This is a genomic window from Rhodanobacter aciditrophus (assembly GCF_042679525.1).
Classification (GTDB): domain Bacteria; phylum Pseudomonadota; class Gammaproteobacteria; order Pseudomonadales; family Marinomonadaceae; genus Marinomonas; species Marinomonas aciditrophus.
Map to the genome: position 1 here is coordinate 106,858 of NZ_JBHTMN010000006.1, position 12,183 is coordinate 119,040.

13 protein-coding genes are annotated in these 12,183 nt (G+C 48.5%); 5 read left to right on the plus strand and 8 right to left on the minus strand.

Annotation, left to right across the window (positions count from 1 at the left end; translation table 11 throughout):
• Positions 1–94: 94 nt before the first annotated feature.
• From ACFQ45_RS05210 to ACFQ45_RS05225, 4 genes are read left to right on the plus strand one after another with little or no spacing between them, the layout of a single operon-like run.
• The gene (locus ACFQ45_RS05210; protein WP_377365925.1) at positions 95–772 is read left to right on the plus strand and encodes a MotA/TolQ/ExbB proton channel family protein; all 678 of its coding nucleotides are present in this window, start codon (positions 95–97) and stop codon (positions 770–772) included.
• Positions 762–1,184, plus strand: a complete 423-nt coding sequence (locus ACFQ45_RS05215) for an ExbD/TolR family protein (protein ID WP_377365926.1) — start codon at positions 762–764, stop codon at positions 1,182–1,184. The genes ACFQ45_RS05210 and ACFQ45_RS05215 overlap by 11 nt, the downstream gene beginning before the upstream one ends.
• Positions 1,181–1,612 carry an ExbD/TolR family protein gene (locus ACFQ45_RS05220; protein WP_377365927.1) on the plus strand — a complete coding sequence of 144 codons (432 nt, stop codon included), beginning with the start codon at positions 1,181–1,183 and terminating at the stop codon, positions 1,610–1,612. Before ACFQ45_RS05215 ends, ACFQ45_RS05220 begins: the two co-directional genes overlap by 4 nt.
• A 2-nt stretch (positions 1,613–1,614) precedes the next feature.
• Positions 1,615–2,619, plus strand: coding sequence for an energy transducer TonB (locus tag ACFQ45_RS05225; protein WP_377365928.1), 1,005 nt, complete (start codon positions 1,615–1,617; stop codon positions 2,617–2,619).
• Here ACFQ45_RS05225 and mltA read toward each other — a convergent pair.
• Both mltA and ACFQ45_RS05235 read right to left on the minus strand, forming a co-directional pair.
• The gene (gene mltA / locus ACFQ45_RS05230) at positions 2,616–3,752 is read right to left on the minus strand and encodes a murein transglycosylase A (RefSeq protein WP_377365929.1); all 1,137 of its coding nucleotides are present in this window, start codon (positions 3,750–3,752) and stop codon (positions 2,616–2,618) included. The genes ACFQ45_RS05225 and mltA overlap by 4 nt on opposite strands.
• 55 nt (positions 3,753–3,807) lie before the next feature.
• A complete protein-coding gene (locus ACFQ45_RS05235; RefSeq protein ID WP_377365930.1) occupies positions 3,808–4,398 on the minus strand; it encodes a DNA-J related domain-containing protein in 591 nt (196 codons plus the stop codon).
• A gap of 89 nt (positions 4,399–4,487) precedes the next feature.
• Between ACFQ45_RS05235 and ACFQ45_RS05240 the strand changes: the two genes are divergently transcribed.
• On the plus strand, positions 4,488–5,165 hold the full coding sequence (locus ACFQ45_RS05240) for a zinc metallopeptidase (RefSeq protein ID WP_377365931.1): 678 nt from the start codon (positions 4,488–4,490) through the stop codon (positions 5,163–5,165).
• Between the two features lie 57 nt (positions 5,166–5,222).
• On the opposite strand, the gene betA is transcribed toward ACFQ45_RS05240, so the two are convergent.
• The 6 genes from betA to ACFQ45_RS05270 all read right to left on the minus strand — a co-directional run bounded on the left by betA (position 5,223) and on the right by ACFQ45_RS05270 (position 12,180).
• On the minus strand, positions 5,223–6,890 hold the full coding sequence (gene betA, locus ACFQ45_RS05245) for a choline dehydrogenase (RefSeq protein WP_377365932.1): 1,668 nt from the start codon (positions 6,888–6,890) through the stop codon (positions 5,223–5,225).
• 15 nt (positions 6,891–6,905) lie between these two features.
• Positions 6,906–8,363 (minus strand): betaine-aldehyde dehydrogenase, encoded by a 1,458-nt coding sequence (gene betB, locus ACFQ45_RS05250; RefSeq protein ID WP_377365933.1) that lies wholly within the window; start codon positions 8,361–8,363, stop codon positions 6,906–6,908.
• 280 nt (positions 8,364–8,643) lie between these two features.
• Positions 8,644–8,949: an isoamylase early set domain-containing protein gene (locus ACFQ45_RS05255; protein WP_377365934.1), complete on the minus strand. Its 306-nt coding sequence runs from the start codon at positions 8,947–8,949 to the stop codon at positions 8,644–8,646.
• Positions 8,950–9,316: 367 nt separating this feature from the next.
• Positions 9,317–11,041: a GNAT family N-acyltransferase gene (locus ACFQ45_RS05260; RefSeq protein ID WP_377365935.1), complete on the minus strand. Its 1,725-nt coding sequence runs from the start codon at positions 11,039–11,041 to the stop codon at positions 9,317–9,319.
• Between the two features lie 164 nt (positions 11,042–11,205).
• Positions 11,206–11,388, minus strand: a complete 183-nt coding sequence (locus ACFQ45_RS05265; RefSeq protein WP_377365936.1) for a hypothetical protein — start codon at positions 11,386–11,388, stop codon at positions 11,206–11,208.
• Between the two features lie 87 nt (positions 11,389–11,475).
• Complete coding sequence (locus ACFQ45_RS05270) at positions 11,476–12,180, minus strand: ChrR family anti-sigma-E factor (protein ID WP_377365937.1); 705 nt, start codon at positions 12,178–12,180, stop codon at positions 11,476–11,478.
• Positions 12,181–12,183 lie beyond the last annotated feature (3 nt).

Genomic DNA, 12,183 nt, shown 5'->3' on the forward strand with positions numbered 1-12,183 from the left:
ATCAGATTTACACTTTATATTTGAGCTAATTGTTGTAAATGCAGTTGAGAATAAATATCATTAGGAGGCTTGTTATTATTTATGGAGCAAGGTAATGGACAACACACTTAGTCAAATTCAAGAATTCCTTATCATCGGGGGCCCTGTTGTTTGGATCCTGATGGGGTTCTCTGTTATTGCGCTCACTATTGTTATGGTGAAGTTCTGGCAACTAACATCGTTACGTGCAGAGAGCCGCAAAGCCCTAGACCTAGCACTAGAATCATGGCGCAACCGTGATGCGGACGGTGCCATTGCTATGCTGTCGGATAAGCGTCCTGTAGAAAGCATAGTCGCTTACAGCATGGAGGCACTACGTAGCACAAGCCGAGATGTGGCAACAGTAAGAGAAGAAGCTGAGCGTCGAGCTCTAAACACCTTGCACACCCTTCGCTCAAACCTGCGTCCATTAGAGATTATTGCTTCTTTAAGCCCGTTACTCGGTCTTCTAGGTACAGTACTGGGGATGATTACAGCCTTCCAAAGCATGGAATCTGCTGGTAGCCAAGTTGACCCTTCCGTGCTGTCTGGTGGTATTTGGCAGGCACTTTTAACGACTGCGGTGGGTATTACGGTCGCAATCCCTGTAGTGGCTCTTCATGCTTGGTTAGAGCGCAAGGTTGAACGCATTGCTCACATTATGAATGATGCCGTGACTCAAGTGTTTACGTCTAAAGAAGGTGAACGCCTAGCTGCAGTGGTTGCCGCTCGCGGAGCCTTGCATGCCGCTTAATCTTGAGCAGCCCCGTCGCAAACAGTTAATCAGCCTTACACCACTCATTGATGTGGTGTTTATTCTTTTGCTTTTCTTCATGCTGACGTCGACTTTTGTGGCGTGGCGTACCGTTGATACGCCCCTATCAACGCCTTCAGAAACGCCTATCGCCAGCGAAGATCCAGCGCCGCCAGCTGTATTTGAGTTGCGCGCCAACGATGGCCAAGTATGGTTTGAGGGTAGTCCTATTGCATTAACCAATGGCAATCGCATTCGTGACTTAGTGCAACAGCATGAAGGCCAGCTGTTTGTGCTAAAGGCTGATGACAATGTGGCATTGCAAACCCTCATGACACTGGCTGACCAGCTTAAACTTCAAGGGGCAGAGAAGCTGTCCATTGCGAATGCATTTAATGAACCCAAACCATGAATATTGATCGAAAGTTTATTGCCCAACGGGATGCGGGCAGCGACAACAGTGTCATTCCGTTGATCAATGTTGTGTTCTTAATGTTGATCTTCTTTATGGTGGCGGGGCAGATTCAAAAATCTGACCCGATTCAGGTCAACCCTCCTAACTCTATTAATGAAACACGCCCAGAGAATGACCCTGATGCCATGATAGTCATGGGAGCAAACGGTGACATTTACCTTAACGATGACCTAGTTCAGCTCGAAAATATCGAGCAGAACTTAACAGGCTTATTTGAAGGTAGCTCTGACCCTGAGGCTTTTTGGGTGCAGATTAAAGCGGATGGTGATCTGGATATTGCCAGCTTGAGACCATTGTTTTCTGCGATTCGTCGAAGTGGCTTAACCAAAGTGAGTGTTGCGACGCAGCTCGGACAAGGATCGTAATTGTGAAGAAGTACCATTGGATCGTTGCGGGTAGTGTCGCCGTGTCCCTTCATGCAGGCGCTTTTTACACGGCGTTTTACCATCAGCAAGATGGCAGTATTGATCAAGGCACTCAAGGGGTTGAGTTTGATCTAGGGATGCTCGGTGATATGGGCGCAGAAACAGAAACGGTCGTGGCTCAAGCGGAAGTTGCACCCCCAGAGCCAGTGGTAGAAACCGAACCTGAAATAGAGCCAGAACCTGTTGTTGAACCTGAACCAGAGCCCGAACCAGAGCCTGAACCTGAACCAGTCGTAGAACCTGAGCCAATCATTGAGCCTCCTCAAGAGGAAGTAGAGGTTAAACAGGAAAGTGAAGTGGTGGCTCCACCAATCGTTGAGCCTAAACCTGAGCCAAAGCCAGAACCTAAACCTAAACCTGAGCCAAAGCCAGAACCGAAACCTAAACCTGAGCCAAAGCCAGAACCGAAACCTGAGCCAAAGCCAGAACCGACACCTGAGCCAAAGCCAGAACCGACACCTGAGCCAAAGCCAGAACCTAAACCTGAGCCAAAGCCAGAACCTAAACCTGAGCCAAAGCCAGAACCTAAGCCGAAGCCGGTAGCTGCTCCAACGCCCGCTCCAAAGGTGGTGGATCAAGCCAATGCAGAACAAACCACAGTGAAGCAGAAGGCGACAACGGGTAAATCTAATGCGTCTACCAATGGTGGACAGGCGGGCGCTCAAGCAACTTATTATTCGGAATTGGCAGCGAAGCTTGCCAGTACCAAGCGTTATCCACGTCAGTCTCGCCGACGTGGGGAAGAAGGGGTTGTTACCATTTCCTTTGTGGCACATCCAAGCGGCGATGCCAGCAATATTAAGGTTGTGGAAAGCTCCGGTTCACGAAGATTGGATAATGCTGCCATCGACATGGTGAAGCGAGCACAGCCTCTGCCAGCCTTCTCGCTGGAAATGGGCAGCGAACCATTAAGCATCACACTGCCCGTTTCCTTCACATTACGCTAAGGCGTTTTGACTAAGGCAGTAGACTCGGCCGCCCGTGGTAACAGTAACCATACGCGGCCGAAGTGTTTTAGTTGCCCTGCGTGAAAATGGGCATCCTCTCCAATCCCTTGATACCAATCTATATGTCCTGGCCCTTTGATTGCGCCCCCCTTGTCTTGTGCCAATAACAAGCGAAATTCGTGGCCAATGAGCTGACCTTGTTCGTTTAACTTAGGCACTTCTCCCAGCAGAATGCTGCCCAATGGGATGACAGCAGGATCTACGGCCACTGAGTACAAAGGGGTTAAGGGGACATTGGCGGCTCCGACAGGCTTGTCTAAACCTTCGCTGAAAAATAAGTAACTCGGGTTGGTGGCAAGCACTTCTCTCATTTGCTCAGGATGCTCCGCTAACCAAGAGCGAATAGATTGAGCAGAGACATGTTCTCGGTCGATTTCTCCTCGTTCAATCAGCACTTTCCCTAGGCTACGGTAAGGATGACCATTGGCCCCTCCCCAAGAAAACAAGCGGCGCTCACCGTCTTCAAATTCCACGACCCCTGAGCCTTGGACATGAAGAAAGAAATTGTCTACAAGGCTTGAGGTATAGGCTAATTCGAGGCCTTGTCCATCCAAAGCGCCCTCAAAGTCGATTTGATCTCGAGTGGGCAAAGGTGCGCCATTCACAGGTGTTGGTTTGCGGTACAGCGGGTAGCGATATAGGGCATCCGGTTGGTGTCTGACTTCCAATACAGGGACGTAGTACCCGGTAATCTGTACATTGCCCCGTTGGTCTTGGCCAGCCAGCTGATAGGCGCTGAGCGCTGGCCAATAAGTGGGGTCATTAAGCCACATCTGCAGTTCACTGGCAGTGGCGCGCAGATCATCCCGACTTATTTGCAGGTTGCCAACGCTGTAATCTTGGGCTGAAATTCGATCCAAATAACGGATTTGTTGCCCTAAGCCCTCTTTGAAACTCTCATCAGGCATTGGGAACCCAGGGGGCAGTCGCTCGTCTAAATATAAGGTGTCTCGTTTGAAAGCGGTTTCATCTCGTCCATTATTAGGAAATTCGTTGGAAGAGTCGATTTCTCGAGTGGAACAGGCGCTGAGAATAAATATAGGCAGCAGTAAAAGTAACGATCGTGTCATCATAGAATTGGAAAGTTTGTTGTTGGTATGGCGTATGAGTAAATGGAACAAAGAAAGTTCACGAATGAGAATGGATTAAACACTCATAAGCTTGTCGTAAAGTAATAAACACATCCGTGTCTCCGCCTCGATCTGGGTGGGCCGCGTGGGCCAGTTTACGATATTGGCGTTTGATGCCTTCCTTATCATCTAGGAAGCTTTCGTCTAACTCCAGCGTCTTTAAAGCTTCTTTACGCACGTCCACGTTAAAGACACCGTGGTAAAAACTGTCGAGCAAACGACTGACGTCTTCTTCGTCCGTTTGCACGTATTCGTTCCAATCGAGATAGTAGGCGGCGAGCTTGGCGTCAACACTGTCGGACAAAGTAGTGGTGCTGCTGATTTCCAGTTCGCTGGCCCCATGGACTTTTATGTGTGTGGCAGTGATGGTGAGAGCCAAGCGCTCTTCTTGCCAAAGGCTGGTTTGCAGTTGGTAGAGAGCATTCATAATTAGAAAGTGCTGTCGGAACAAAGTGAGATTGGCATCTTCGGCTAGCTTGTCTAATTCGGGGCGTTCCGATTTTAGTGCTTTTAGCAAGGTGTACTCCGAGATTCCTTCTGGATGTTCCCGTAGAAGCGCTAAAATGTTTGGGATCAGTGGGTTTCGCATAGTTGGCTCCGTGCTTTGAATTCAGTGTAGGGCGGGTCCTCTTCTGGGTCAAAAAATGAGGCCTAATTTATTCGTTAGTGGGGCGTTTAATGATTTATGTACTGTTATTGGTTGTGGTGTTAGTGCTTTTTTTTGGTCCACAACTATGGGTAAAACACATACTTAAGCGATATCGTGCGCCACGTACCGATTTACCGGGGACGGGAGGGGAATTAGCGGTGCATCTAATCCAGAAATATGAGCTGGAAGGTGTCACCGTAGAAGCTGCGCCAGAGGGTAAGGATCATTACGATATCTTGGAGCGAAAGGTTCGCCTAAGTCCCTATGTATTAAACGAACGTTCTTTAACCGCCGTCGCCGTGGCGGCCCATGAAGTAGGGCATGCCATTGCTCATCATCGTAATGAAACCGTGGCGCGTCTGCGTACCCGGTATTTACCAGCAGCGATGGTGTTACAGCGACTTGCTGCGATTATGTTGTTTGCATGGCCGATCTTGAGTGCCGTGTTGCGCTTGCCTTATACGCCTTTATTGCATGTGCTGGTGGTGGGGACCTTGGGGCTGATGACGGTCTTTATCCAGCTGGCCATTTTGCCAGAGGAATGGGATGCGAGCTTTAACAAAGCGCTGCCTATCTTGAGAAAAGGGCGCTACCTGCCCAGTCAAGATATCCCTAAAGTGCGCAAAATCCTTACGGCCTGCGCCATGACCTACGTGGCGTCAGCCCTAACCAATATTCTGTTGTTCTGGCGGTTGCCAAGACGATAATGATTGCATAAAAAAGGCCCCATAAAGGGGCCAAGCGGAATCAACCTAACGAGGTGGTTAGCGTTGTTTCGTTTCGAACTCTGGGTGAATCCAAACAGGCGCATCGGCAGCTGGTAGCAATGATTTGCCAAGGATCATGTCTGCAGCACGCTCCGCAACCATGATAGTTGGTGCGTTTAGATTGCCGTTGGTGATGGTTGGGAAGATGGAGGAATCCACCACTCGTAGTTGCTCAATACCTCGTACGCGGCATTCTGCATCCAGAACGGCCATAGGGTCGTCATCTGAACCCATTTTACAAGTACAAGATGGGTGGTAAGCACTCTCTACGTTGTCTTTTACCCAACGATCAATTTGTTCATCGGTTTGCACGTCCATTCCTGGTTGAATTTCTTCACCACGGAACTCGTCCAATGCGGATTGCTGAAGCAGCTCACGGGTAAGACGAATGGTGTCGCGCCAATCTTGTTTGTCCTGTTCCGTGCTGATGTAGTTGAACACAATGCGTGGCTGTGCCGCTGGATCGTTGGATTCGATCCATACTTTACCGCGGCTCTCTGGTTTGTTGGGGCCCACATGTACTTGGAAACCATGACCATCCACAGCTGCTTGGCCGTCATAGCGCATGGCAGCAGGTAGGAAGTGGTATTGAATGTTGGGGGCTTTTAGACCCGCACGAGAGCGGATAAAGCCACAAGATTCAAAGTGGTTAGTTGCCCCAAGACCGTCTTTAAAAAGAATCCATCGAGCACCGATCATGCCTTTGCTGATGAGTCCCAGCTTGCTGTTTAAGGTCACAGGCTTTTTACACCAGTATTGGAAGTAGACTTCCAAATGGTCTTGCAGGTTCTCTCCGACCCCAGGCAACTCGTGCACCAATGGAACCTTGGCTTTTTCTAGTACGTCTTTAGGGCCAATGCCTGAACGTTGTAGCAAAGTGGGTGAGCCGATAGAGCCAGCGCTCAAGATGACTTCTTTTGATGCGGTCGCTGTGGCGTCAACGCCGTTATGGCTGTACTCAAGACCAATCGCTACCTTGTTTTGCACCACAACCTTGTTACTCAGAACACCCGTTCGTACGGTCAAATTTGGGCGCTTCATTGCACGGCGTAGGTAAGCATTAGATGTGGACGCACGCACGCCATCTTTTACCGTCATGTGCATAGGGCCAAAGCCTTCTTGACGGTAGCCATTGTAGTCTTCCGTTTGACCGTACCCTGCTTCTTCCCCAGCATTGATAAAAGCTTGGTAAAGTGGGTTTAGGCGCATGTCATTGCCGTTGTTGGTCGACAATGGGCCAGAACCGCCTCGGTAAGTGTCTTCTCCATCGCGCCATGTTTCAGCACGTTTGAAGTAAGGTAGTACCGTTTGGTAGTTCCAACCAGCTGCACCGTTTTCTTCCCATTCATCAAAGTCGCATGCATGGCCACGTACATACACCATGCCATTGATGGAGGAAGAGCCGCCCAGTACTTTGCCTCGAGGACAGTGCATTTCACGGCCGTCTAGACCGTCTTCTTTGTCCGTATGAAACTGCCATGCGAATTTATCTGTGTTCATTGGGTAGGACAGTGCGGTTGGCATCTGAATAAAGATATTTTTGTCAGAGCCTCCCATTTCTACCAGTAGAACCTTGTGTTCACCGCTTTCAGTTAGGCGATCGGCTAGCACACAGCCAGCTGAGCCCGCCCCAACAATGATGTAATCAAACTGTTCGTTGACCATCGCTCGGATCCTCCGTTAGTAAGGGCTAGGAATATCTGTCATAGAAACCAGCACACTCTTCACTTGAGTGTATTGGCGCAGAGTTTCAAGACCGTTTTCACGACCGACACCGGACTCTTTGTAGCCACCGACTGGCATTTCAGCCGGAGAAGCGCCCCAAGTGTTGATCCAGCAAATACCCGCTTCTAGCTGTTTGATGACGCGATGTGCACGGCTGATGTCTTTGGTGAAGACGCCTGCTGCAAGGCCGTATTTTGTGTCGTTAGCGCGGCGAATCACATCCGCCTCATCGTTGAAGCTTAATACTGACATGACAGGTCCGAAGATTTCGTCACGTACCTGTGGCATATCATCGGTGCAATCTGTGAAGACCGTTGGAGCAACGAAAGCCCCTTTTTCGCAACCATTAGCAGTGTATTGCTCGCCACCACACAGCAGTGTGGCACCCGCTTCTTGAGCTGCCGTAATGTAGCCAAGCACTTTTTCCATATGGTCTTTGTTGATGAGCGAGCCGACTTGGGTATTCATGTCCATCGGATCACCGATGATCATGGCTTCAGTGCGGGCTTTCAGCTCTTTTGTGAAAGCCTCTAGCATGTCTTCGTGAACGAATACGCGAGTGCCGTTGGTGCACACTTCACCTTGGGTGTAGAAGTTTGCCAACATGGCACCAGAAACCGCTTGGTCGACGGGCATGTCTGGGAAAATGATTAGCGGAGACTTACCGCCAAGTTCCATGGTCACTTCTTTTAGAGAAGAGGCGGCAGCGGACATGACTTTTTTGCCAGTACCTACTTCACCAGTGAAAGAAACTTTGTCGATTTCAGGGTGATTTGTGATGAGCTGACCTGTACGAGCGTCCCCTTGAACCACGTTGAATACGCCATCAGGAAGACCCGCTTCGGTGAAAACTTCCGCAAGACGGTAAGCGGTCAGAGGGGTTTCTTCAGAAGGTTTGAAAATCATTGCGTTACCAGCGGCTAGGGCTGGACCGGATTTCCAACAAGCGATCTGCACTGGGTAGTTCCAGGCACCGATACCCGCACAAATGCCTAGGGGCTCACGGCGAGTGTAGTAGAAGCTGTCTGCGTCTAGGTCTTGGAAATCCCCTTGGATTTTATCTGCAAGGCCTGCGTAGTATTCGATTACATCTGCACCGGTTTGAATATCAACAACCATGGCTTCTTGCATCGGCTTGCCTGTGTCTTGTACTTCCAAGGCGGCGATTTCATCGTTGTATTGACGTAGCAGATCCGCTGCACGTTTAAGGATACGTCCACGTTCAACACCGCTCATGGCAGCCCATTCTTGCTGACCTTTCTTGGCAGAGTCGATGGCTGCTTGCAGTTCTTTTTCCCCTGCAAGTTCTATGGTTGCAAGTACTTCACCTGTTGCTGGGTTCAGTGTCTCGAAGGTTTCACCCGTCGTTGATGCAAGGTAGCGGCCGTGAATGTATTGCTGCTTATGTGCCATGTTTCACCTCTCAGAATCGATCAGCGTATGTGCTGTGTGTTAAAAGTTTAGCGCGTGTCGTTAACTAAATGATCGGCATTTAATTTTTATTAAACGCGCGTTTAATAAAAACCAATTGTACAGAAATTAAGTGGTTTTGACACCACCTTCGGTTAAAACGGATAAATTTTGAGGGTGAAGTAGACGCTTTTGGGGCTTAAAAATGTTTCTTTCAGGCGCAACAAAGCCCTGATTAGTGAGGCATCAGGGCTTTTGCAAAAGTAGGTCGAACGCTTATGGATTAAATGTCGATCACGCAGTTTTGGTCATGACTGACAGGGCTCGGAATATAGGCGTCCGCACTTTCATCATTGACCCAAGTGGTACCGTCAACAAGGTATCGAAACTGATACTGCTTGTCTTTTTCTAGGTTAATAGTCGAGGCGAACACACCTGTCTTCTGCTTACGCATTAACGTGGCTGTCTCATCCCAGTTGTTGAAATCTCCTACCAAGGCGACATTCTTCGCTCCATTTAGAGCGTCTGCTGGTAGCGCAAATTTCACTTTGCATTCAGGCTTGGTTTTTAAGTAGGTCTTTTCAATCATCTTCAGCTCCTTGAGTCTGGTATGAATGGGTGTAGAAGTTATGAACACCTGAAAGATGCAAAGCAAGTCTCACGCCAATGGGGATAAAACATGGTTTTATCCCCAAGTTCGGGTTGTTTTTGGCGTTATAACTTAATCAACATACTAAAAACGCTAAATATGAGGGCGTTTTGTTTAAAATATGCACAATATTCTAGCGCCTGACGCTAAACTTCATGGTGAACATCAAAAAACAATAAGAGGTGACCCTTATGGAATTTGCTCACATTGTTCTCATTGTTCTCGCTGTCGCGTTCGTCGCGAAACTTTCTTACCTGTGGTACATCAAGCACCATGACCATGGTAAACACCATGATCATCATCGCCATTAGTGCTCGGCGTTTGCTTCCAAGTAGCGCTTACGCTTGCTGTCTTTGACTTTGTTTAGGTCGACAAGTACGAGTCCATCGATGCAGTAGCCAAAGTCAGCATCTACGCCGAAATCTAAGAAGCGTACGCCATCGTCTTCACACAGCTCGCTGTACTGTTTAAATAAAGTCGGTACAGCAGCTCCTACATTGCCTAATTGCTCTTTCAGGGTACGAAAATCCTCTTCGTAGTTGTTGCCGACGAAATAGCTTTTCATTAGGGCTTGGTTGTCTACAGAGATACGGTAGGGAGTGTAGGAGGAGGCCAAATACTCAGGATCAGAGAAATAGGTACGGTAGAAGTAGACGATCATATCTTTGGCAATGTCTGGCACATTACCACTCAGACTGACAGGGCCGAACATGAAACGCACTTCTGGGTGGCGCACCAAATAAGCGCCAATGCCATACCAAAGATAGTCAAGGCTACGTTTGCCCCAGTATTTGGGTTGTACAAAACTGCGTCCTAATTCAATGCCTTGCATAAAATAGGGCTCCATATCACAGCTGTAACTAAATAAGCTTGCGCTGTAGATGGTTTGATCCTGATCCGCCTGCAGGTATTTGTAGACTTCGCCAATTCGGTAGGCCCCGACGATTTCAAGCTCGTCTTCATCCCAAAGAATTAGATGGCGATAGTATTGATCATATTTGTCTAAATCTTTTTTCTCACCAGTCCCTTCCCCCACTTTACGAAAAGCAACTTCCCGTAAGCGACCGATCTCTTGCATCAAACTAGAGTCGTGTTCGTAGTCTACAAGATAGATTTGTTTATTGTCCTTGGTACTGCCCAGGTGCTCCGCTCGTTTGAGCTCTGCTTTCAGTTGTTGGCGGTTTTGTGGGTGAGAAACGGTTTTTTCTGTTTTAAGAAGCGGTTTACGACCCTTGGCAATACGGTAAAGATGGCGCTTAACCAGTTTGTTCTTTTCTTTGGTGCTTAAGGGTAAACGCGCCAATTCTTGAATTGGAATAGGTTGGCCCACTTGCATAGGAATGCGACGATTTCGCTGGCGGAACATTTCATTGGCCAGTTGAACCGTAGACAGGGGGCGATAGATCCATGAGCTGGTGTAAAACAGCATGGAGTTTCGGCCACCAATATGCACAGGTAAAAGAGGGCTATTGGTTTTTTGGGCGATCTTTAAGTAGCTTGAGTTCCAAGCTAGGTCTTTTACTCCGCTTGGAGACAGTCGAGAGACTTCCCCAGCAGGGAAGATGATGACTGCTTCTTCCCTATGTAGACAATCCATGATGGCTTTTAGTTGTGAGCGCCCAGTTTTACCGCCGATATTGTCCACTGGCAGAACCAATCCTTTTAAAGCATCGAATCCTAGCAGTAAGTCGTTGGCAACGATTTTGACATCCGTGCGAATCTCGCCGATTAGGCGCAGTATAGCGAGGCCGTCAAGTGCCCCAAGAGGATGGTTGGCGACGATTAGAGTTCGCCCCACCGCTGGAATATTGCGGCGGTCCACTTGGCTGACTTGATAGCCAAAGTTGAAATGATCCAGTACTCGGTCGATGAATTCAAAACCGATGCAGTCACCGTTATGCTCCAGAAAATCGTTGACTTCGGATTCATGAAACAGCCGCTTTAACAAACTCAATGTGGGCTTGGTTATTAAGGGGCTTTTTTCAAAGAATTGAGGGGATTTGTCTGCAATCAGTTGTTCGACTTGTAGCACGATGCGCTCCGTTAGCCTGTATCATCTAATGAATAGGCTATGACTAGTACATGACAAGTCGGTGACGCTTTTATGTAGGCTTGATGACAGCGGATCGCTTGTGGCAAATGGGTATAAAAAAGCCGACTCAGGAGGTCGGCTTGTTAAGATCTTAGAGAGTCGGCTTACTCAGCTTTCGGCTTGCTGTTACCGAGCGTGATGTGGCGAGATCCCTTGAAATTGGTTTGTCCACTGACGCCAGAATCGATTTGTTCGATTTGGCCGCCACGGGATAAAAACTCTTCCATTTGTTTAGCAATTGAGTCAGAGGTTTCCACCGCTGCTGGTTGCTTCTTCTTAGTCGCCATAATCTGTTCCCTTATTCTTTTCAATTGATGTATCTGTGATCATATCAAATTTCGCCTTCCCTGGCTTGAGTTTATTTTTTAGACGATCTATGCCTCGGCTGGGGTATTGTTCGGATGGAAACGACGCATGATGGGGTTCAAGAATCGAGTCAGCCATCCGGTGAACTCGATGGGCGCATCGAGAACGATCAAACAAATACATTCCGCGTCTTTGGTAACCCGAGGCTTATGCTTGTCATCATCGTTACGACAGATGAAATCTCCGCGACGATAGACCCCTTCTTCATCGGAGAAGGCTCCTGTCAAAACCAGCGTAATTTCGTTGCCAGTGTGAGTATGGGTAGGCATGTGCGCACCGGCTTTGATACGCGATAAAGCCACTTGGGCACCACCGGGTTCACTGCTGAGCATCGCCAACTTGAATGACGGTGTGAGACTCATCCAACTTAGGCTATCGAAGCCTTTTGGAATCAAGCGACGTAGCGAAGCAGGAATGTCTTTAAGGGTTTCATTAAGCTCAGAAGCTTGAGTAACTTCTGTCTTAGCTGAGACCTCTGTTTGCCCTTGAATGGCTTCTAGCACATTGGCTTTTAGGGCTGACAACTGGCTATCAGAAGCACTGGTTGGCTGCTCAGAAAAGAGTTCTGCCCCAAGCGTATTGAGACGTTTAAGTTGTTCGCGACACTCGGCGCATTGATCCAAATGAGCAGACACGGCTAAAGCATGTGGCAGCGCCAGGGCACCAGACGAATAGTCAACTAACATGTCTAAAGATGGATGGTAGCAAAGCATAAC